We start from the raw sequence: 21604 nt of genomic DNA, 5'->3' as shown, positions 1-21604 counted from the left end.
CCCCACTTCAGACCTGAAAAAGGGCCTCATATCCGCAAGGATGTGAGGCCCTTCTCTTTGGCAGGTTGTCACATCCGGAACAGCCCGAAGCCACGCTCGCCGAAGGGGGCGTTAAGGGCGGCGGACATCGCCAGGCCGAGAACGCGGCGGGTGTCGGCAGGGTCAATGATGCCGTCGTCCCACAGCCGGGCGGTGGAGTAGTAAGGATTGCCTTCAGCTTCGTAGAGATCGCGGATCGGCTGCTTGAAGACCTGCTCCTCCTCTGCGCTCCACTGGCCGCCCCTGCGCTCGATACCGTCGCGTTTGACGGTAGCAAGGACGCTGGCGGCCTGTTCGCCGCCCATGACGGAGATGCGCGCGTTCGGCCACATGAAAAGGAAGCGCGGGCTGTAGGCGCGCCCGCACATGCCATAGTTGCCTGCCCCGTAGCTGCCGCCGGTGACAACGGTGAATTTCGGGACGGAGGCGGTGGCGACAGCGGTGACCATCTTGGCGCCGTCCTTGGCGATGCCACCGGCTTCGTATTTGGAGCCGACCATGAAGCCGGTGATGTTCTGCAGGAACACGAGCGGAATCCGCCGCTGGTCGGCGAGTTCGATGAAGTGCGCAGCCTTCTGGGCGCTCTCTGAGAAGAGGATACCATTGTTGGCGAGGATGGCGACCGGCATGCCATAAAGGCGCGCGAAACCGCAGACGAGGGTTTCGCCATAGAGTTGCTTGAACTCGTGGAACTCCGAGCCGTCAACGAGGCGGGCGATGACCTCGCGCGCATCATAGGGTTCGCGCACGTCCTGCGGGACGAGGCCGTGCAGCTCCGCGGGATCATAGAGCGGCTCCTGCGGGGGCGTCAGCGCGAAGGGCTGTAGCTTCGGCTTGTTCAGGGTACGGATGATGGAACGCACGATGGCGAGAGCGTGGGAATCGTGGGCGGCGTAGTGATCGGCCACGCCCGAACGGCGGGCATGGACGTCGGCGCCGCCGAGATCCTCGGCCGATATCTCCTCGCCCGTGGCGGCCTTTACCAGCGGCGGTCCGCCGAGAAAGATCGTGCCTTGCTTGCGGACGATGACGGTTTCATCCGACATCGCCGGCACATAGGCGCCGCCCGCGGTGCACGAGCCCATGACGGCGGCGATCTGGGGAATGCCCTTCGCGCTCATCTGGGCCTGGTTGTAGAAGATACGGCCGAAGTGTTCGCGGTCCGGAAAGACTTCGGACTGGTGGGGCAGATTCGCGCCGCCGCTATCGACGAGGTAGATGCACGGCAGGTGGTTTTCCATCGCCACTTCCTGCGCGCGCAGGTGCTTCTTCACGGTGACGGGGAAATAGGCGCCGCCTTTGACGGTCGCATCATTGCAGACGATCAGGCATTCCCGGCCCTCGACCCGGCCAACGCCGGTGATGAGACCGGCGCCCGGGGCTTCGCCGTCATACATGCCATTGGCGGCAAGGGCGCCGATCTCGAGGAAGGCGCTACCCGGGTCGATCAGGCGCTCGACCCGCTCGCGGGGGAGCAGCTTGCCGCGCTCGCTATGGCGGCGGCGGGAGTCTTCCGGGCCGCCGAGGGCAGCCTGCGCGGTCTTCGCCTGAAGCTCGGCAAGCAGGGCCTGCATCGCCTTGCGATTGGCGGCGAACTTCGCGCCGGACACATCCAGCGCCGATTTGAGAACAGGCATGCGATCTTCCTTAACACTTAGGCCGAGGATTAGCCGCCACTCACGGCCATGTCACCGGTTCGGTAACGGATTTGTGGTAAACGGGGAGCATGGACGGCTTTCAATCCCCAGTCAGAGCGCGCAAGAAACGGGTCATGCAGATCCCTCTCAATCCTGATCTGAAAACGATTCCGCTGCTGAAGGACATTTCGCAGCGCGCGATGCGGTCGGCGGGCAAGGAGGCGCGCTGGTTCTCGCTGCCGGCCGGGCAGCCTCTGTTCCTCGCCGGTGAGCTGGCCGATTCGATCTATTTCGTGGTGTCTGGCGCGCTGGGCGCATTCGGAGCGGGTAACGAGTTCCTCGGCCATATCCGTGCCGGGGAGCCGGTGGGCGAGATGGCCCTGTTCCTGGGCGGCACCGACCAGAACGGCGACGGCGTGCGCGAAGACAAACCGCATACAGGTTCTGTCTATGCACTGCGCGATTCCGAAGTGGTGGCCCTGTCACGGGCAGGCTGGAACAAGCTGGTGAAATCCGAACCGGAGCTGCTGGAAGGCATGATCCGGATCATCCTGCGCCGCCTCGGCCGCAGCGGACAGCGCAATGTCGCCACCGTACCGAAAGTCTACACGCTGCTGGCGACCTCGCCGACCATCGACCTGCGCCTCCGGGCGCGGGCGCTGCGCGAGGCGCTGATGAAGTTCGGCCAGAAGGTGGCCATCATCGACGAAGTTCAGGGCCATGAGAAACCGGCGGCCTTCTTTGACGAACTGGAGCAGACCAACGACACGGTGATCCTGATTGCCGCGATCGGGGATACATCCTGGTTCAAGCTCGCGACACGACAGGCAGACAGGATCTGGGTACTGGCACGCGGCGACGCCCGGCCTTCAGTACCGCTGATGCCGGAGGACACTTCACCGGCGCAGCGGCTCAAGCTGGTAGACGTTCTGCTGCTTCATCCGGGGACGGAGCGCCGCGCTGCGGGACCTCAGGAATGGCTGGCGGCAGCGGGGGCGAACCGGCTGTTCCACTGGTTCGGCGATTCTGAGGCCGACGCGATGCGTCTTGCCCGCGTGATGGCGGGCCGGTCGGTCGGCATCGTACTGTCAGGCGGCGGCGCGCGTGCCTACAGCCACATCGGCGCCATCCGGGCAATTCGCGAAAAGGGCATCCCGATCGACTTTGCTGGCGGCGCCTCGATGGGCGCCGTGCTGGCGGCCTGCGTGTCCATGGGCTGGGACGACAACGAGATCGACCGGCGCATCCGCAAGGCCTTTGTGGAGACCAATCCGCTGGGCGACTACAACCTGCCGGTGGTAGGCATGGTCAAGGGCAAGCGCGTGAATGCGCGGCTGGAGGAGCATTTCGGCGAGACCGAGATCAGCGACCTGCGCATCCCCTTCTTTGCCCTGTCGACGAACCTGACCTCCGGAAAGGTGCACATCCACCGGTCCGGCAGCCTGCGAACGGCTCTGCGGGCAACCATTTCTCTGCCCGGCATCCTGCCACCGGTGGTGGACGGAGAGGACATTCTCGTGGACGGCGCCGTTCTGAACAACTTCCCCGTAGACTGCATGCGCGAGCTGCACCAGGGTTTCGTGATCGGCTCGGATGTGTCGGGCCAGCCGGAAGGCCTGAACAAGGAGGAGTTCGCCCACCCCCTGAACTTCTGGCAGTGGGTAGCGCGAAACGGCTTTTCCTCCCCGCCTCCGATTGCAGGCCTGCTGATGCGGGCGGCGACCGTGCGCAATGATCCCAAATACGGGCATGACATGGCCGATCTGATCATCCTGCCGGACCTGCCCGGAATCGAACTTCGCGACTGGTCGGCCTACGACGCGGCAGTGGAGGCCGGTTATGTCGCCGCAAAGGCAGCCCTGGAGGGGAGCGAAATTGCCGCGCTCTACTGCCCGGCCTAGCCTTCAACCTGCTGCAGTATCAACAGTACATTAAGCATGTTGCGGCAGGCTTCGCAGAACAATTCTGCCTATCCGGAGGTGCCGAAGCATGGATACCAACCTGCTCGACAAGCTGCCCATTGTTGTCTGCGAAACGGCGCCGGTACGTAACGAATTCGGCGAGATCATCGATCTTGAGTGGGTGGCGGCAAACCAGCTGATGAACGAGTCCATCCTGCCGGATGGTGGCACCATTGTAGGCATGCGGATCTTCGAGTTCGACCCTGCGTATCGCGACTCCGAAATGGTGCGCTGCGTGCTGGATGTTATCAACACCGGTGAGCCGCGCACCCTGATCACCCAGAAGGGCCGCGCAGCCAGGATGCTCGGCAAGGTCATGAAGACCATGATCATCCCAACCGAGAGGGGCGCCCTCTCCTGCTCGCACGAGATTACCGACATTGCTGCCGAGCGTGATGATGCCCGGCGCCGGTTTGAGCTTGCACGCGCAGCATGTGACAATGCGCTTAACGGGATCATCCTGTCAGACAACAACAGCAAAGTGCTGTATGTGAACCGCGCGGTCTGCGACTTACTGGAATATGCACCGGAAGAAGTCGTCGGCGAGAACATCGGCGTCCTGTTTGGCGTGAAGACGCTCGACGCTGTGCGCGCCTTCGGCAAGAGCACGGTTGGCGAGATCGAGCGGGGCGAGAACATCCGCCTCGAGCGTGACACCGAAGCGGTGACCAAGACCGGCGAGCGGATCAAGGTTCAGTTCTCGACGTCGAGCACGCCTTGGGGCGACACCGGCGAGACACTTTTCATTACCGTGTTGCGGGATGTGCGCGAGGAGCGCCGGAAGGCGCATGAACTGCGCGATGCGCTGCACCGTGCCGAGCAGGCGACGCGCCTGAAATCCGAGTTCCTTGCCAACATGAGCCATGAGATCCGCACACCGCTGAACGGTGTCCTGGGTATGGCGCAGGTACTGGCGCACAGCAATCTGACGCCGGCGCAGAACGAGCAAGTCGGCGTGATCCTGGATTCCGGCAACACGCTGATGGTGCTGCTCAACGACATCCTTGACCTCTCCAAGATCGAAGCCGGGCGGATGGAAGTATCGAACGTTGCGAGCGACCTGCGCCATAAGTTGAGCGGCTTGTTCAAGCTACACGAAGCCTCGGCCCGCGAGAAGGGCATCAGCATCCAGCTGTTCATCCATCCCAGCGTCCCTTCACGCCTGATGTTCGATCCGGTGCGGGTGCGCCAGTGCGTCGGCAATCTTGTGTCGAACGCGATCAAGTTCACCGCGGAAGGCGAGGTGATGATCGTGGTATCGAGCGAACTGGTGGCCGATGCGCAGCACAAGGTGACGATCCACGTCTCCGATTCCGGCTGCGGCATTGCGGCCGACAAGATGGACCGCGTGTTTGAATCCTTTGCGCAAGAAGACGGCTCGACAACGCGCCGGTTTGGCGGGACGGGGCTGGGCCTCTCGATCACGCGCAAGTTGGCGCGGATGATGGGCGGCGACGTGACCGCCGTCAGTCAGGCCGGAAAGGGATCTGTCTTTACACTGACATTCCTGGCCGAAGCCAGCAATTCCGTGATGAAGGAAACCATCAATAATGTGGCCCCTTCACTCTCGCGCAAGCCGCGCATCGGCCTGACGGGGTGCCGCGCGCTGGTGGTAGACGACAATGCGATCAACCGCCGCGTGGCGCGGTCGTTCCTCGAAATCCACGGCCTGCACATCAGCGAGGCCGCCGATGGCAACGAGGCTCTGGAAGTGCTGGCAATGGACAAGTACGACATCGTACTGATGGACATCCACATGCCAGGCCTCGACGGAGCGGAAGCCTTCAAGCGCCTTCGCACCTCGGGAAGCGCCAATCGGTTGACACCGGTGATCGCCCTGACCGCAGATTCGATGCACGGCGACCGGGAGAAGTTCCTCTCGAAGGGCTTTGACGGCTATGTGTCCAAGCCGATCGACGAGCGGTCGCTGGTGACGGCGATCACGCAGATCCTGAGCCTGCCGGATGAACAAGTCCGCACAATGCTGCAGGCGGGCTGACGCAGGGTGAGGCTTTCTCCGGCCTGATTGTCCGTAGACGGTTTTGACGAAAGCTGGCACGTGATGGGCCCTATAGCGCCCGTGTGCGCAGAGGAGATTTCGATGGCCAAGACACCCAAAGCCCACAAGCAGGTCGGCGAGGAATACCTTGCGACAGCCAAGCAGGCGAGCGCCGTGCACCGCTTCCCCTTCCCGCCGCAGATGGTGTGGAATGCGCTGCTGGACGGTCCGGCCTGGACGGAGTGGCTGCCGATCACGAAGGTGACCTGGACGAGCCCCAAGCCGTTTGGCCCGGGAACGACGCGCACGGTGGAAGTCGGCGATCAGATCATTGAAGAGACGTTCTTTGCATGGGACGAAGGCAAGCGTATGGCCTTCCGGTTCGAGCGTTCCACCCTGCCCGTCTCTGCGGCGGTGGAAGACTACCGCGTGGTGCCGGTCGAAGGCGGCTGCGAGCTGCGCTGGAGCGGCAAGGCGAGCGCGCCGCTATTCCTGGGCGGTCTGGTGACCGGACAGCTGACGAAGGGACTGGTGGACGGCCTGCCGAAGCTGGAAGCGCTGATTGCGAAGCAGCCGGACCGGTTCAAGTAAGCTCAGCGCCGAGGTGGCGAAAGCCGACGCTCTCGTGCAGCGCCGCACTGGCGGGATTGCGTAGCGCTATGCCTGCGAAGGCGTTGCGGAATCCCTGCGCGCGCAGGATCCGGATAAGCTCCGTATAGAGACCGGTTCCAAGGCGGCGTCCGCGTGCGCCCTCGGCAAGACAGACGGTGACATCGCAGGACCAGTGATAGGCTTCGCGCGTGCGGCGCTGTGAAGCGTAGGCTTAGCCGATGATGCGGCCCGCTTCTTCCGCAACGAGCCAGGGATGGGTTTCCAGCGTCCTCGCAATGCGCCGCGCCATTTCGGCGGCATCGGGCACCATTGCCTCGAACGAGTTGATGGTATCGCGCACGAACGTCGCATAGATGGCGGCAATTTCTTCGGCATCATCCGGCGTTGCAACCTGAAGGTCAGGCAACCCCGCCATGACTGGTCAGGCCGTCTCGTTGAACAGTTCGCGGCCGATCAGCCAGCGGCGGATTTCGCTGGTGCCGGCGCCGATCTCGTAGAGCTTGGCATCGCGCAGCAGGCGGCCCGTGGGATACTCGTTGATGTAGCCATTCCCGCCGAGGAGCTGGATCGCGTCGAGCGCGAGCTTGGTGGCAGTTTCGGCGGCGTAGAGGATCGCGCCGGCGGCGTCCTTGCGGGCAGTCTCGCCGCGGTCGCAGGCCTTTGCCACCGCGTAGACATAGGCCTTGGCGGCGTTCATCTGTACGTACATGTCCGCGAGCTTGCCCTGCACGAGCTGGAACTCGCCGATCGACTGGCCGAACTGCTTGCGGTCGTGGATGTAGGGAATGACGACGTCGAGGCAGGCCTGCATGATGCCGGTCGGGCCAGCGGACAGCACGGCGCGCTCATAGTCGAGGCCGCTCATGAGGATGCGCGCGCCTGCGCCCACTGGACCCATGACGTTGGCCTCAGGGACTTCGCAATCCTCGAACACGAGTTCGCCGGTTTCGGAGCCGCGCATGCCGAGCTTGTCGAGCTTCTGGGCAACCGAGAAGCCCTTGAAGCCTCGCTCGATCAGGAAGGCCGTGATGCCCTTCGAGCCGCCGTTCGGATCGGTCTTTGCGTAGACGACGAGCGTGTCCGCATCCGGCGCGTTGGTGATCCACATCTTGGTGCCGTTGAGGACGTAACGGTCGCCTTGTCTGTCGGCGCGCAGTTTCATCGAGACGACATCGGAGCCGGCACCGCTTTCGCTCATGGCGAGGGAGCCGAGGTGTTCGCCGGAGATCAGCTTGGGCAGGTAGCGGGCCTTCTGGTCGTCATTGCCCCAGCGGCGCAGCTGGTTGACGCAGAGGTTCGAGTGGGCGCCATAGGAGAGGCCAACAGACGCGGAGGCGCGGGAGATTTCCTCCATCGCCACGACGTGCTCGAGATAGCCGAGGCCGGTGCCGCCCCATTCCTCTTCGACGGTGATGCCGAGGAGGCCGAGTTCGCCCATTTTTGGCAGGAGGTCGCGCGGGAACTTGTCCGTGCGGTCTATCTCCGCCGCGCGGGGCGCGATCTCGTTCTGGGCAAAGTTTTTCACGGTTTCGCGGATCATGTCCGCGGTTTCACCGAGATCGAAGTTCAGCGTGGGATAGGTGTTCGGAATCATTGGACTTCCCTAGCAAGGGCGCCCTTCCGTGTCACCGTTTCAGTCCTGACGGGTCATCGCCCGGTAGAGATAATAGCTGGCGATCAGGAACAGGAAGCCGCCGCCAAGGGCCAGGACAGGCCCGGCATAAACGTCGCTGCCGCGCAGTACGGGACGGGCAGCCTGCGAGATGAAGCGCTCGACGCCGGCAATCAGGCCGACGAGGCCGAGGCCGGAGAGCAGCGCATAAGGCATCCAGGCGCCGAGATTGCGGACGGCGGTGGTGTCATGATCGCCGTTCTCCTGGATGGCGCGCTCGAGGTCGCGCTGGTCGACCTGGACGATTTCGAGGTCATCCACGACGACGCCTTCAGCGGGCGGCAGCGGCGGCAAGGCCGTATCCGTTGTCGTGCCGTTGGCCGGGCGCGGCATGCGGCGGCGCTCGATGCCTTCCGGCGGGCCCTTGGCGCGCTGGGGCGCCGTGGCGGAGGTCAGCGGCGCGGCGATGGGCTCATCGCCCACGAGGGCCTTTACGGCGTCTGTAATCTCTTCCGGGGTCGGCCCGTCGCTCGCTGCGAGGGGCTGCGGCGGCGGCGAGGCGGGCTGGCGCGGCGCTTCGCCCAGGATGCGGGCGATACGCTCGCTGACCGCGCGGGCGGCGGCCTGCGTGGAGTTCTCGGGCGCGGCGGCAGGCGTCTCGCCGGTTACACGCGGGCCGATGGTGACGGAACTGGCGCCGGCACCGCTTTCCTCGTCATCGTGGCCTTGCTGGGCCAGCGGGCGGACGAGCGCGCCCGGGATGGCCGCGCGGCCGGCGGGGTGTTCCAGGAAATGGGCGATCTCGGCGGCGCGGCGGCGGGCCAGCGCATCGACCACACGCAGCTCGCCGGAGATGTTGGCGAGGCGCCAGGCCCACATGGCATTGGCGGCCAGCGCCCGGTCGCCGGCATTCAGCGCAGCGACGACATCGGAGTTCGCGAAGGCTTCCGGGCCGATATTGAAGGCGAAGGAGACGAGGGCGTCGAATTCGTTCTGGCTGAGCGGGCTCAACACCTGCTCGGCGATCTGCTGTTCAATCCGGGGCAGATCATGGTGGCGCAAAATCAACGCGGCATCGCGGGGGGTGATCTGCAGGCCGGCGCGAGCCGTGGCAGTGTGGCCATAGCCAATCAGCCAGCCGCCACCCGGCAAGCGCGCCGCCCGCGGGCGAAAGCCCTCGAAGCTCTGGATGAGCTCGAGACCCTGTGCTGACGTGCGCATGGGACGGGCCAAACCCACTAACTCCCGTTGTGGTACATCCGGCGAATTGCCTACAGGCGCACCTTGCAAAACGCGCGCCCATTCGCCTCCAACGCGAGATTCGGCCGAAATTCCGTCTGTTTACAAGAGAACGAGGCTCGCAAGGCCGAGGAAGCTGAAGAACGCCATGACATCGGTCAAAGTTAATACGAAAACCGACGAGGCTACAGCAGGATCCGCACCCAGGCGCTTGAGGCCGAGCGGCACCAGGATGCCCGACAGGCCAGCCCAGAGGAAGGTACCGAACATGGCAAAGCCGATGACCAGGCCGAGGCCGGTATCGCCGAACCAGAACAGGGCGATGACGCCGACGCCGGTGCCGATCAGCAGGCCGTTGATGGCGGCGGCGAGGAACTCACGCATCACCGCCCGGCGGGCTGCCGAACCGCCGAGCTGGCGCGAGGCGATGGCGCGGACGGCCACGGCGAGGCCCTGACTGCCGGCATTGCCGCCGAGGGCCGCCACCACGGGCATCAGGATAGCGAGGGCCACGACCTGCTCGATGGCGCCTTCGAACATCGAGATGATCGCCGAGGCAATAAAAGCGGTGAACAGGTTGATGGCGAGCCAGGGCAGACGTGCCTTCACGGTTTCCAAGACAGTGTCGGACGCATCCGCCGAAGACACGTTGGAGAGGGCCAGCAGGTCTTCGGAATGCTCCGAGTGCATGACGTCGACCATGTCATCGACCGTGATCATGCCGACGAGGCGGCCGGCGGTATCGGTGACCGGGGCGGAGGCGAGCGAGTATTTCTGGAACTGGAAGGCCACGTCTTCCTGGTCGGTCGACGTATCTAACGTCGTGGTCGGCTCTTGCATGATGTCTTCGAGCAGCGTTTCGCGCGGCTGGCGCAGGAGGTTCGCCAGCGAGACGATGCCGAGGAGTCGATGCGCAGGGTCGGTGACGTAGACGTCATAGAAGACTTCCGGCAGTTCCGTGCCGAGCGTGCGGGCATGATCGATGGTCTGGCCGACGGTCCAGAATTCCGGAACCGCGACAAACTCCGTCTGCATCAGACGGCCGGCGGTTTCCTCTTCGTAGCCCAGACTGCGCTCGAGTTCGGCCCGGTCTACCGGGGCGAGGTCTTCCAGGATGCGCTCGCGGCGATCTTCCTCAAGGTCTTCGAGAATGGTCGTCGCATCGTCCGAATCGAGTTCGTCGAGGGCCTGCGCGACCGCCTGGTCGGGCAGCATGTCGACGGCGTCTTCGCGGTAGGAGTCGCGAAGCTCGATCAGGATTTCCGGAGGCAGCTCCCCACCGAGCAGCTCAACCGCCTCTTCGAACGTATCATATTCCAGCGCCTCGAGTGCATCGGCCGCATCGGCCGGGTGCATGCGCTTGAGGGTGCGGGCCAGCCAGCGGACATCGCGCTCGTCGACTGCATCGGCGAGGTCGCGCAGGAAGACCAGATCGATCTTCCCCTGCTCTTCAGGCGTGGGGGCGCTGGTTTCGGTCATCGGCGCCTCTCATGCCGGGGTTGCAAGGCCGCGGCAAGAGAGGGCAGACCGGCCAGGCGTCAGCTATACCGGAATTCCGGCGCGTCGAGGTCGATGTACGGAAGTTCGTCCTTTTCCTTCCAGTAGTCTTGGGAGTGGGCCCATTCGGCATTTGAGCCTCGCTTGGGCATCTGGTCCATGCCGCGCATCAGGTAGCCCGGGTTGAAGTTGTCCGGATCCATCCAGGGCAGCCGGGCCATATTGTGGTCCTGCGGGCGAAGGGTGACATCGACCTGTTTGGCGCCCTTGGCATCCATATGCTTCAGAAGGCGCGTGACGAAATCTCCAAGGATGTCGACCCGGAGGGTCCAGCTGGCGCGGAAATAGCCGAATACCCAGACCATATTGGGCACACCCGTGAACATCATGCCGCGATAGGTGACCGTGTCTGCCCAGTTGACGGGCTTGCCGTCCACCTCGAACGGAATGCCGCCGAGAACCGACAGGTTGAAGCCGGTAGCCGTGATGATCACGTCGGCTTCGAGTTCCCGGCCGGATTTCAGCAGGATCCCCTTTTCGGTGAAGCGATCGATATGGTCGGTGACCACGCTGGCGAGCCCCGCCTTGACGCCTTCAAAAAGGTCCGCATCCGGAACAAAGGCGACGCGTTGCTGCCACGGCCGGTATTTCGGCGTGAAGTGCGACATGTCGAACCCTTCGGGGAGACATGCCTTGACCCCTTCGAGGAGTTCGTTGCGAAGCGCCTCGGCATCCTCGAAGGAGCGCCGTGTGAACTCGGCCTGCTCGAACAGATACTTCCGGCGGACGATCTCGTGAATCCAGTTCTCGTCGACGCCGAGCTTGCGCAGCTCATCAGCAAGGACGTTCTCGTTGCGGGCCGGAATGAAATAGGTTGGCGAACGCTGCAGCAGCGTAACGTGCTTGCACTTGCCGGCGATGGCCGGCACGACCGTCGCGGCAGTCGCCCCCGATCCGATGCAGATGACGTTCTTGCCGGTAAGGTCCAGATCCTCCGGCCAGGTTTGCGGATGGACGATCTGCCCACGGAACTTGTCCATGTCCTTCCATTCCGGCGTGTAGCCTTCGGAATGCTTGTAATAGCCCTGGCACATCCAGAGGAACTTGGCCGTGAAGGTCAGAACCTCGCCGGTGTCGAGGCGCTCAGCCTTCACGGTCCACCGCTTCTTCGCGGTCGACCAGCTCGCCGAGGTGATCTTGTGGCGGTAGCGGATGTGCGGGGCGAGATCGTTCTCGGCGATCACCTCGTCCATGTATTTCAGGATCTCGTCGCGGCTGGCGATCGGTGGGCCGACCCAGGGCTTGTAACGGTAGCCGAAGGTATAGAGATCAGAGTCCGAGCGGATGCCTGGATACTTGTGCATGTGCCAGGTGCCGCCGAACGTGTCGTAGGCTTCCAGAATGACGAACTTCTTTTTCGGGGCTTGCGTCCTCAGGTGATACCCGGCGCCGACACCCGAAATGCCCGCGCCCACGATGAGCACATCGAAATGTTCCGTCTTCGCCTTTGCCTTTGAAGCCTGAAGGGTTGCGGTATCTGCCATGATCTTCCTCCCGCTCGTTCCGGACCGCCGGAGAGCCACTCATATGACGTGTGCAAGTGTCGCCCGGGAGGAAGGCGCCTCAATACGTAATCGACCGGACCTGCCGCGAAGGCAAGCAAGCGGGAATCAGGATCGGACTGCATGCCCGGCTGTCAGCGCGGGATTTCGCCCTTCACGTCCTTCATGACGCCGGAGAAATCGAGGCCGTCGAGGCCCTTGTCGGAGAGGGCCTGATAGATCGCTTCTGCATGCTCGCCGAGGCGAATTTCGGCGCCGGCGGCGCGCGCAGCTTCAGCGGCGAGGTGCAGGTCCTTCAGCATCATGGCGACCGCGAAGCCAGGCTTGTAATCCCGGTTGGCCGGCGAGGTCGGCACCGGGCCGGGCGCCGGACAATAGCTGGTCATCGACCAGTTCTGGCCGGAGGAGACGGACGATATCCGGAAGAAGGTTTCGGCATCGAGGCCGAGCTTTTCGGCGAGATTGAAGGCTTCGCAGGTGCCGATCATGGAGATGCCGAGCAGCATATTGTTGGCGATCTTGGCCGCCTGCCCGTTTCCGGGACCGCCCGCATGGAAGATGTTCTTGCCCATGCCCTTGAGGATTGCCTCCGCCTTTTGGAAAGCCTTGGCGGTGCCTCCGGCCATGAAGGTCAGCGTGCCGGCTTCAGCGGCGGCGACACCGCCGGAAACCGGGGCATCAACCATGATAAGGCCGGACAGGTCCGCCTGTATATGCGCCTCGCGCGCGTCGGTGACGGCGATGGTGGAGCAATCGATCAGCAGCGTGCCGCGTTTGGCGTGATCCTTGACGCCGTGCGGGCCGAAATAGACGCCGAGCACGTGCTTGCCGGCAGGCAGCATCGAGACGACGACGTCTGCATCCTTTACGGCATCGGCCACCGACGCTGCGGCGCGCGCGCCTTTGGCTGCGACGGCTTTCACGGCATCGGTGTTCAGGTCAAACGCGGAGACGGCATGGCCGGCTTTCACGAGATTGGCGCACATGCCGCCGCCCATGTTGCCGAGGCCGATGAAGGCGATCTTGGTCATCTCACTTGTCCTCGAACTTTGCGGGGCGTTTCTCGCTGAAGGCGGACATGCCTTCTTTCTGGTCTGCGGTGCCGAAGAGACCCTGGAACAAGCGGCGTTCGAACTTCACGCCTTCCGTGGTCGGGAGTTCCAGCGCGCGGGCAACCATTTCCTTGGCGGCCATCAGGGACGGCACGGAGAAGCCAGCGATCTCGTTTGCGGCAGCGAGGGCGACCTCCATCAGCGTGTCATGCGGGACAACGCGGGAGACGAGGCCGATCCGGTCTGCCTCTGCCGCGTCGATCATCCGGCCCGTGAGGACGAGGTCCATCGCCTTTGCCTTGCCGACGGCCTTGGTGAGGCGGATGGAGCCGCCCATGCCGGGCGTGACGCCGAGCTTGATTTCCGGCTGGCCGAACTTCGCCTTGTCGGAGGCGATGATCAGGTCGCACATCATGGCGAGTTCGCAGCCGCCGCCGAGGGCGAAGCCGTTGACCGCCGCGATCACCGGCTTGCGGCAGGCCGCGAAGCGGTCCCAGCCGGCGAAGTAGTCCTCGACATACATGTCAGAGAAGGATTGCGGCTGCATCTCCTTGATGTCTGCCCCGGCGGCGAAGGCGCGGCCTGCACCCGTCAGCACACTGACGGCGAGATCCTTGTTCCGGTCGATATCCGCGAAACACGCGACAACCTCGGACATGATCTCGGCATTGAGCGCGTTCAGGCTGTCTGGCCGGTTCAGCGTGACAATGGCCACGCGGCCCTTTTTCTCGAAGGTAATGGTTTTGTATTGGGACATCAGAGTCAGCCTGTTCTGGAAAAGGAAAAAGCGCCTCAGCCTTACATCGGCGCAGGCGGCGGTCCTGGCGGCGGCGGGAAGTCCAGGCCGCTGGTGCCGGCGAGCGGCGTTCCGGCGACAACCGCGTCATAGACGGCTTCGCCGACAGGCGAGAACCCGATAATGCGCGCCACAAGGGTGACGGCGATCAGCACGCCGATGGTCCAGAACCAGGCAGGGTGCGGTCGGCCGTGGACACGCCAGTCGTACAGGATGCCGATGGCCGGGAAGATCAACGCGGTCAGGCTGGCGATCTCGAAGGCGTAGGGCGGCAGGAAAGGCATTGGCAGCAGCCGTCCGAAGCCGGGGCCCATCAGCAGCACGAATGAGGCGATCTGCAGGCGGGCGTGCCAGTCGGTCTGTTTACGCATGACGTAGGCCGCAACCAGCAGGCCGATGGCAGCACAGAGCGTCATCGGATTGGCAACGATGAAATGCTGAGGCTGGAAGAAGAACGGCGTGCGACCGGTCTGCACCGCGGCAACCGTGATCCAGGTTCCGAAGATGAGAAGGCCAAGGGCCCAGATGGCGGCCAGCTTGCCTACCTGCCGATGCAACGGGATGTTTCCCGCACCAGCAAGCCAGACCTGCGTGAGGACGATGCCGACCCAGCCCATGAACACGACGGCATGAGCATGCACGATCAGCGGCGCATTGAAACTCGACCTGCCCAGCGCGGCCTGGACAACAAAACCCGCCACGAGAATGATGGCCATTCCGGTCGCGAGGTTGCGGATAAAGCGGCGATCGTCCGCCACTGGCGCAGAAGTATTGGCATCCGTCATGAAACCCTCCCCGGTTTCAAAAGTTGCGTCACCCGATTAGCTCAGGCCCGGAAACCCCACAAGCGGCGGAGCTTCCGGTTCGGGGCGCTCTACCCCATCGTCGGGATGACAAAGGCCTGATCGCCGACATCGCCGTCGGGCCAGCGCTGGGTGACGGTCTTGATCTTTGTCCAGAACTTGATGCCTTCCGGCCCGTGCTGGTTGGTGTCGCCGAAGGCGGAGCGTTTCCAGCCGCCGAAGGTGTGGTAAGCGACAGGCACCGGGATCGGCACGTTGATACCGACCATGCCGACGTTCACCTGGGCGGCAAACTCGCGCGCCGCGCGCCCGTTGGAAGTAAAGATGGCGCAACCGTTCCCGTACTGATGATCCGAGGCATAGCCGGCGGCTTCCTCGAGCGTCTCGGCGCGCACGACCTGCAGCACCGGCCCGAAGATTTCCTCATGGTAGGATTTCATGCCGGGCTTCACATGGTCAAACAGCGACGGGCCGATGAAGAAGCCTTTCTCGTGGCCCTGCAGCGTGTGGCCGCGCCCATCGAGCACAAGCTTGGCGCCTTCGTCGACGCCCATCTGGATATAGCTCTCGATCTTGGCCTTGTGCTGGGCGGAGACGACCGGGCCGTAGTGCGCGTCCTTGTCTGTCGAGATGCCGATTTTCAGCTTCCGCGCCTCGGCGGTCATGCGTTCGACGAACTCGTCCGCTGTTTTCCTGCCGACGGGGACTGCGACGGGAAGCGCCATGCAGCGTTCACCGGCCGATCCGTAGGCCGCACCAACAATGTCTTTCACCGCCTGTTCCAGGTCCGCATCCGGCAGGATGATGCCATGGTTCTTGGCGCCGCCCATGGCTTGCACGCGTTTGCCATGGGCGGTGCCGGTGGCGTAAACATATTGTGCGATGTCGGACGATCCGACGAAGCTGACGGCCTTGATGTCAGGATGCGTGAGGATCGCATCGACGGAGACCTTGTCGCCGTTGACGACGTTCAGCACGCCTGCCGGGGCGCCGGCTTCGAGCATCAGCTCGGCCAGGCGCATCGGGACGGACGGGTCCTTCTCCGAGGGCTTCAGAATGAAAGTATTGCCGCAAGCGATGGCGACGGCGGCCATCCAGCACGGGATCATGGCGGGAAAGTTGAACGGCGTGATGCCGGCGCAAACGCCGAGGGCCTGGCGCATCGAGTAGACGTCGATGCCGGGGCCGGCGCCTTCGGTATACTCGCCCTTCAGCAGGTGCGGCACGCCGCAGGCAAACTCGACCACGTCGAGACCACGCTGGATGTCGCCCTTCGAGTCGGCGATCACCTTGCCATGCTCGGACGACAGAAGGTGCGCGAGGTCGTTCATATTGGCTTCGACGAGGCGCTTGAATTCGAACATCACGCGGGCACGGCGCTGCGGGTTGGTCGCTGCCCAGGCCGGGAGGGCAGCCTTGGCAGCATCCACCGCTGCAGCCAGTTCGGCCGCCGTTGCCAGCGCGACCCGGGCCTGAACCTCGCCGGTATTGGGATTGTAGATATCGCTGAAGCGGCCCGATTTGCCTGCTACAGCCTTGCCGCCGATGAAATGGTGCACCTCGCGCATGGCGTGTCTCCTCATGTGTGCGGGCGTTATAGGCGCAGCCTCGCCCGAGATACATCGCGAATTTTGCACTTCGGCGCAGACCAGTCCCACCCCTCCAATATTAGGGCTTGCTTGCCTTTGCGTTATATCCCGGATCAAGGGGTTGAGATGGCGAACGGAACGCGCAAAAATGCGTCCGCTGGCAGACCGTCAGGGAGGAACATTCCGGCGTTTTCCCATGCCGGCACAAAGCGATGGATGGCGATACGCAACTCCTGACCGACAGCCCGCTGACAGCGCGACAACGCGCCGCCACGCTCCTCAAATCACCCCGCGTGCGCCGGCGAGCGATGACTGCGACTGCCCTGCTCCTCCTGTTGCTGGCGGGCCTCTTCGTCGCCGACCGGAGCGCCTACGTCTCGACCGCCGATGCGCGCATCGCCGCCGACATGATCGCGGTCTCCACAGATATTTCGGGCCGGATCACCAGCGTGACCGTCAGCGAGGGCGACCGGGTCAAGACCGGCGACGCGATCTACACGATCGATGACCGCGAGGCCGCCTACACGCTCGCCCAGTTCCAGGCTGAAGCGAACCGGTTGCGCGCAGAGATTGCCCGCGAGGAGGCCCGGGCGGGCCTTGCTACGTCCAAGGCCGGAAGCCAGGTCGCCGCCCGGCAGGCGGGGACGCGGTCTGCCTCGGCCTCGGTGGAGGCGGCGCGATCAAACCTCGAGAACGCCCGTCAGGAACACGAGCGCACGAAGAACCTGTTCGAACAGGGTCGCATTCCCAAGAGCACTTATGACCAGGCCAAGAACGCGCTGGACACTGCGGCGCAGGCGTTGCTGCGCGCGCAAGCGGAGCGCGAGACCGCCGCTGCCGAACAGCGCACGGCCAGCATCACCGGTGAGGAAGTGCGCCTGATCGACTATGACCTGTCGGTGCTGCACGCGGAACTTGAGCGGGCCGAAGCGCGCGTGGATGCGCAGAAGGTTGTGCTGGAGCAGCATACGATCCGCGCGCCGATCGACGGCGTGATCGACGAGTTGTTTTATGATGCCGGCGAGCATTCCCTGCGCGGGTTCAGAATGGCGCTGATGCATGATCCGGACTTGGTCTGGGTGTCGGCAAACATCAAGGAAACGGATATCCGGAACGTCGCGCCGGGCGCCCCGGTTCTGGTGCGGGCGGACAGTCATCCTTCGACGGCGCTCAAGGGCCGGGTGTCACGCATCCGCGAGGCGACGCTGTCGGAAGCGGCGATGATGCCGAACCCGAATGCCAACGGCGTGTTCACCAAGATTACCCAGCGTATCAAGATCCGCATCGACCTCGAGCCCTCTGACGTGCACCTGCGCACGGGAACTATGGTGACAGTGCGAATCCGGAAGTCGAAACCTGACTCCGCTGCGGCTCCGGCTGCGCCTTGACCGGCGCCACTGGCCTGCCCCTGCCCGCAGGCGCCGGCGCGCATGGTCTGCCTGCGGATGTTCCCGCAACCGCCGGCGCAGCCATCCGCGAGCGGTTTGCCCAGTTCGGACCGCGCTATCGCTGGGTTCTTCTCCTGACGATGCTGATCGGGTCGATGGCGACCATGCTGGCAGCGACGACGATCAATGTTGCCCTGCCGGCCATCATCGGTGCGTTCGGTCTGGGACAGGATCAGGCTCAGTGGATGTCCACGGCCTTTCTGGCATCCTCCACCTTGGCGATGCTGGCCAATGCCTGGGCGATGGCGACCTACGGCCCGCGCGCAACCTACGTGTTTGGCATGGCGACCTTCATTGTAGGCTCGCTGCTCGGCGCCGTGAGCGGCACTCTGGAGATGCTGATCCTCGCGCGCGCCTTGCAGGGCGTATCGGCGGGCCTGTTGCAACCGATGTCGATGTTCCTGATCTTTCAGACCTTCCCGGACCGGCTGCGCGGCACGGCGATGGGCCTTTTCTCGATCGGCGTAGTGCTGGCGCCGGCATTCGGCCCGGCACTGGGCGGTATTGCAGTGGACCTTGCCAGCTGGCGGCTGGTGTTCGTCGCGACGCTGCCGCTGGCGGTCATCGCGCTTTGCCTTGCGCCGTTCCTGATGCCGAAGGGCGACCGGCAGAGCCACCAGAAGAAACCTCCGCTTGACTGGCAGGGGCTCTGCCTGCTGGCGGTTGCAGTCGTGGGTCTGCTGTCAGCCTTCGCCGGGGGCAACCGGGACGGCTGGGATTCCGACAAGACACTGATCAAGGTCGTCGTCTCGATCGGCGCCGGAATCGCCTTTTACTTCTGGGAGCGCCGCCACCCCTTTCCCGCGCTGAACCCCGCCATCTTCAGGTACCGGCAGTTCTGGGCGGCGAGCATCATCATCGTGGCGACGGGCACAGCGATCTATGGATCCACTTACCTGATCCCGCTGTTTGTGCAGCTGGTGCAGGGCTATTCACCGACGGCGGCAGGCGTGATGATGATCCCGGCCGGGCTGGTGATGGTTGCGTGTTTTCCGCTCGCTGGACGTCTTACGGACCGGATGGATCCGCGCTGGCTGCTTACGTTCGGCATCCTGTGTTTCGCGATCTCAGGGGTATTGCTCTCGGGGGTCACGGTGCTGACGCCCTACTGGCTGCTGGTCAGCTGGATCATGCTGAGCCGGGTCGGCATCGCTTTCTGCATGCCACCAGCCAACACCACCGCAGTGCGCGCCGTGCCGCAGAACCTTCTGGCCTCGGCAACCGGAGGCGTCTCGTTCCTGATGCAGGTGGGCGGTGCGTTCGGCGTCAACCTGCTCGCGGTGCTGCTTCAGCGGCGGACCATTTTCCACGGCGAGCACCTTGCAGCCGAAATGAACGAATCGAATGCCGAATTCCTGTTCGAACACGCCCAGCAGGCGCTGGCGATGGAGGCTTCGGGAATGCCGACACTTTCAGCCTTCACGCAGGCCTTCGATGCAATCGGCCATCAGGTGGCAATGCAGGCGACGGTGCTGGCTTTCCGGGATTGTTTCTTCGTGATCGCGATCTGGTTCGCCGTTATCTTGTTCACAGTTGCGCTTGTTCCGAAACCGAAGATGCAGATCGCCGCAGCGGGCTGAAGATCACCGGCAGGTCACCTTCAGGCGAGACAGGCCTCGACTGCACGAGCTGTTGATCGCAGCACCCGGCGTGCGTCAAGATCCGGTACTTCAAGCAGCATCTCGATGGCGGCATAGCCGAGTTCAACAGCAAGGCGCGCACGCGCATAGACATCCGCCTTCGCCCGGCCTTTTGCACCGGACTGTGCCGCAACGAGGCGGGCGACGTGGGCATGGGAATCCAGACGGATGGGGAGAAGGTCTGGCACAGCGCGCAAGGACGAGATGATGGCACGGCCGCCCTGGAAGTCGCGGGTGACGGCAAGCGTGTCCATCAGGATGGCCTCCAGCGTTTGAGTGTCTAGGCGGCGTGAACGACCAGCGGACTCGAAGCGGCGCTCGACAATCAGGTTTTGTGCCGACATCAGCCGCCGGCCGAGGTCGGCAAGCAAGTCGTGCTTGTTGCGGAAATAGCGATAGAATGAAGGCGGCGTAACGCCGGCTTCGGCGGCCACGGCGTTGGAGTTGACCGCTTCAAGGCCGCCGCGCTCAAGGATCGCCTGCGCGGCGGCCAGCAAACGCTCGTACGTCTCACGTGCCCGGGCTTGCCGGGGTTCGGTGTGCGACACAGTCAGGCCGGCAGGTGCAGATCTGGGCACAGCAGTCTCCTGGACATCCCGGGAACAAGATTGACCGCTTCTGAAAATTAGTAAATGCTATTTTTGGGGAGGACGGCCAGATGAAGATCACACGGCGAAGCATGCTGATAGGCGCGGCGGGTGTGGGCGCTGCTGCCGGAGCGGTCGGGGCGGTAAAGCTCAACTGGGACGGAAAGTCGTTTGTCCGCGAAGGTTATGTGGAAAGCGCGCCGGTTGCGCCGCCAGGAGAAGCAAGCTGGATGAACTGGGCGGGTATCGAACGCGCTACACCGAAACAGATCGCCTTTCCCGAATCGCTGGACGCGCTCGCGGAGACCATCCGCTCGGCGCCGGGCCGGGTTCGTCCAGTAGGTTCCGGGCACTCCTTTACGGGACTCGCCACAACCGAAGACACGTTGCTGATGCTCAACGGGCTATCGGGATTGATCGCGTATGACGCCGCGACGGGTGAAGCGCAGTTCGGCGCGGGAACGCCGCTTTACCAGGTCAGCGAAGAACTGGCCGCTCATGGGCGCGCCTTCGACAACCAGCCGGACATCGACTCGCAGACACTCGCCGGCGCCTTCGCCACGGCAACGCACGGCACGGGTAATGACCTGCCGGCGCTGCATGACAATGTCACCGGCTTCCAGATGGTGACGGCGGATGGCTCCTTGAAGGATGTAACTCGCGCATCGGATCCGGACCTGTTCGAGGCGGGCAAGGTTGCTCTCGGCGCACTCGGCGTGATGACGTCCTTCACGTTGCGTAGCGTGCCGGCCTACCGCCTGAAACGCACCGTGACAGTTGAAGATTCCAAGACGTTCCTTGCCGGGCTGGAACAGGCTGCGGCAGCGCACCGGAATTTCGAGTTCTACTACTTCCCGCACACGGGCCTTGTGGCGAGTATCGTGCATGATCTGACGGATGCATCGCCTACGGAGGAAACGGCAACAGACGATGACGAGTTTCTGCAAGGCCTCAAGGCGCTGCGCGACCAGCTGGGTTGGGCGCCTTGGCTGAGGCGCTCGTTTGCACGGTCGGAGTTTCCGCGCGGCGTGATCGAGGAACGCGTGAACGAATCGCGGGTGCTGCTGTCGACCGTGCGGCCGACGCGGTTCATCGAGATGGAGTACCACCTCCCGCGCCAGCGGGGACCGGAGATGGTCGAGCGCGTGATGCGCAAGCTGGATCAGCGCGGCGATCTCTATTTTCCGATGGAATATCGCCATATCGCGCCAGACACCGCCTGGCTCAGCCCGTTTAACGCTGGCCCGCGCGCATCCATCGCAATTCACGCCGCCGCCGACGAGCGCTACGACTATTTTTTCACCGACTTCGAGCCGATGTACCGCGAGGCCGGCGGGCGGCCGCATTGGGGAAAACTGCACTCCCTCGGGCGCGCCGATCTGACGGAACTTTATCCCGAGTACGAACGCTTCCTGGCGATGCGTGAGGAGCTAGACCCCAAGGGCAAGTTCCTCAACGCGCATCTGGCCAAACTGTTCGGAGTGGACTTTGATGCTTGAGCTATCGCGCCGCAACCTGATGATCGGGGGCG

General features: G+C 63.8%; 17 protein-coding genes and 1 pseudogene. 6 read left to right on the top strand and 12 right to left on the bottom strand.

The window, feature by feature from the left end:
* Positions 1-68: 68 nt before the first annotated feature.
* Complete coding sequence (locus Q0C17_RS04230) at positions 69-1676, bottom strand: carboxyl transferase domain-containing protein (RefSeq protein ID WP_291201795.1); 1608 nt, start codon at positions 1674-1676, stop codon at positions 69-71.
* A gap of 134 nt (positions 1677-1810) precedes the next feature.
* On the opposite strand from Q0C17_RS04230, the gene Q0C17_RS04225 reads away from it, so the two are divergent.
* The 3 genes from Q0C17_RS04225 (at position 1811) to Q0C17_RS04215 (ending at position 6227) form a co-directional block, all read left to right on the top strand.
* Entirely contained in the window at positions 1811-3577 is a 1767-nt protein-coding gene (locus Q0C17_RS04225) for a patatin-like phospholipase family protein (RefSeq protein ID WP_291201792.1), read from the top strand.
* Positions 3578-3665: 88 nt separating this feature from the next.
* Positions 3666-5636: an ATP-binding protein gene (locus tag Q0C17_RS04220; protein WP_291201789.1), complete on the top strand. Its 1971-nt coding sequence runs from the start codon at positions 3666-3668 to the stop codon at positions 5634-5636.
* A 102-nt stretch (positions 5637-5738) separates the two neighbouring features.
* On the top strand, positions 5739-6227 hold the full coding sequence (locus tag Q0C17_RS04215) for an SRPBCC family protein (protein ID WP_291201786.1): 489 nt from the start codon (positions 5739-5741) through the stop codon (positions 6225-6227).
* Here Q0C17_RS04215 and Q0C17_RS18150 read toward each other — a convergent pair.
* The 10 genes and pseudogenes from Q0C17_RS18150 to Q0C17_RS04170 all read right to left on the bottom strand — a co-directional run.
* A pseudogene (locus Q0C17_RS18150) lies at positions 6220-6444 on the bottom strand (GNAT family N-acetyltransferase); the annotation flags it as partial. The gene Q0C17_RS04215 and the pseudogene Q0C17_RS18150 sit on opposite strands and share 8 nt — an antisense overlap.
* Before the next feature lie 15 nt (positions 6445-6459).
* On the bottom strand, positions 6460-6663 hold the full coding sequence (locus Q0C17_RS04210) for a hypothetical protein (RefSeq protein WP_291201783.1): 204 nt from the start codon (positions 6661-6663) through the stop codon (positions 6460-6462).
* Between the two features lie 6 nt (positions 6664-6669).
* Complete coding sequence (locus Q0C17_RS04205) at positions 6670-7842, bottom strand: isovaleryl-CoA dehydrogenase (RefSeq protein ID WP_291201780.1); 1173 nt, start codon at positions 7840-7842, stop codon at positions 6670-6672.
* Between the two features lie 39 nt (positions 7843-7881).
* Positions 7882-9093 (bottom strand): glycoside hydrolase family protein, encoded by a 1212-nt coding sequence (locus Q0C17_RS04200; RefSeq protein ID WP_291201777.1) that lies wholly within the window; start codon positions 9091-9093, stop codon positions 7882-7884.
* Positions 9094-9201: 108 nt separating this feature from the next.
* Positions 9202-10578, bottom strand: a complete 1377-nt coding sequence (gene mgtE / locus Q0C17_RS04195; RefSeq protein ID WP_291201774.1) for a magnesium transporter — start codon at positions 10576-10578, stop codon at positions 9202-9204.
* Between the two features lie 59 nt (positions 10579-10637).
* A complete protein-coding gene (locus Q0C17_RS04190; RefSeq protein ID WP_291201771.1) occupies positions 10638-12140 on the bottom strand; it encodes an NAD(P)/FAD-dependent oxidoreductase in 1503 nt (500 codons plus the stop codon).
* Positions 12141-12292: 152 nt separating this feature from the next.
* A complete protein-coding gene (mmsB, locus tag Q0C17_RS04185) occupies positions 12293-13189 on the bottom strand; it encodes a 3-hydroxyisobutyrate dehydrogenase (RefSeq protein WP_291201768.1) in 897 nt (298 codons plus the stop codon).
* A 1-nt stretch (position 13190) separates the two neighbouring features.
* A complete protein-coding gene (locus tag Q0C17_RS04180; RefSeq protein WP_291201765.1) occupies positions 13191-13967 on the bottom strand; it encodes an enoyl-CoA hydratase-related protein in 777 nt (258 codons plus the stop codon).
* Positions 13968-14008: 41 nt separating this feature from the next.
* Entirely contained in the window at positions 14009-14791 is a 783-nt protein-coding gene (locus Q0C17_RS04175) for a hypothetical protein (RefSeq protein WP_291201762.1), read from the bottom strand.
* An 89-nt stretch (positions 14792-14880) separates the two neighbouring features.
* Entirely contained in the window at positions 14881-16377 is a 1497-nt protein-coding gene (locus Q0C17_RS04170; RefSeq protein ID WP_291201759.1) for a CoA-acylating methylmalonate-semialdehyde dehydrogenase, read from the bottom strand.
* A 233-nt stretch (positions 16378-16610) separates the two neighbouring features.
* Between Q0C17_RS04170 and Q0C17_RS04165 the strand changes: the two genes are divergently transcribed.
* Positions 16611-17786, top strand: a complete 1176-nt coding sequence (locus Q0C17_RS04165; RefSeq protein WP_291201756.1) for an HlyD family secretion protein — start codon at positions 16611-16613, stop codon at positions 17784-17786.
* Positions 17783-19426 carry a DHA2 family efflux MFS transporter permease subunit gene (locus tag Q0C17_RS04160; protein ID WP_291201753.1) on the top strand — a complete coding sequence of 548 codons (1644 nt, stop codon included), beginning with the start codon at positions 17783-17785 and terminating at the stop codon, positions 19424-19426. Before Q0C17_RS04165 ends, Q0C17_RS04160 begins: the two co-directional genes overlap by 4 nt.
* 20 nt (positions 19427-19446) lie before the next feature.
* Here the strand turns inward: Q0C17_RS04160 and Q0C17_RS04155 are convergent, their stop codons facing one another.
* Positions 19447-20064 (bottom strand): TetR/AcrR family transcriptional regulator, encoded by a 618-nt coding sequence (locus Q0C17_RS04155; RefSeq protein WP_291201750.1) that lies wholly within the window; start codon positions 20062-20064, stop codon positions 19447-19449.
* A gap of 80 nt (positions 20065-20144) precedes the next feature.
* Between Q0C17_RS04155 and Q0C17_RS04150 the strand changes: the two genes are divergently transcribed.
* The gene (locus Q0C17_RS04150) at positions 20145-21572 is read left to right on the top strand and encodes a D-arabinono-1,4-lactone oxidase (protein WP_291201747.1); all 1428 of its coding nucleotides are present in this window, start codon (positions 20145-20147) and stop codon (positions 21570-21572) included.
* The last annotated feature ends 32 nt before the right edge of the window (positions 21573-21604 follow it).

Origin of the sequence: Hyphomonas sp., from assembly GCF_022844445.1 — a bacterium.
In the GTDB taxonomy this organism is placed as follows: Bacteria; Pseudomonadota; Alphaproteobacteria; order Caulobacterales; family Hyphomonadaceae; genus Hyphomonas.
The sequence above is the reverse complement of the archived record's forward strand: the minus strand, read 5'-3'. Positions and strand labels throughout refer to the sequence as shown.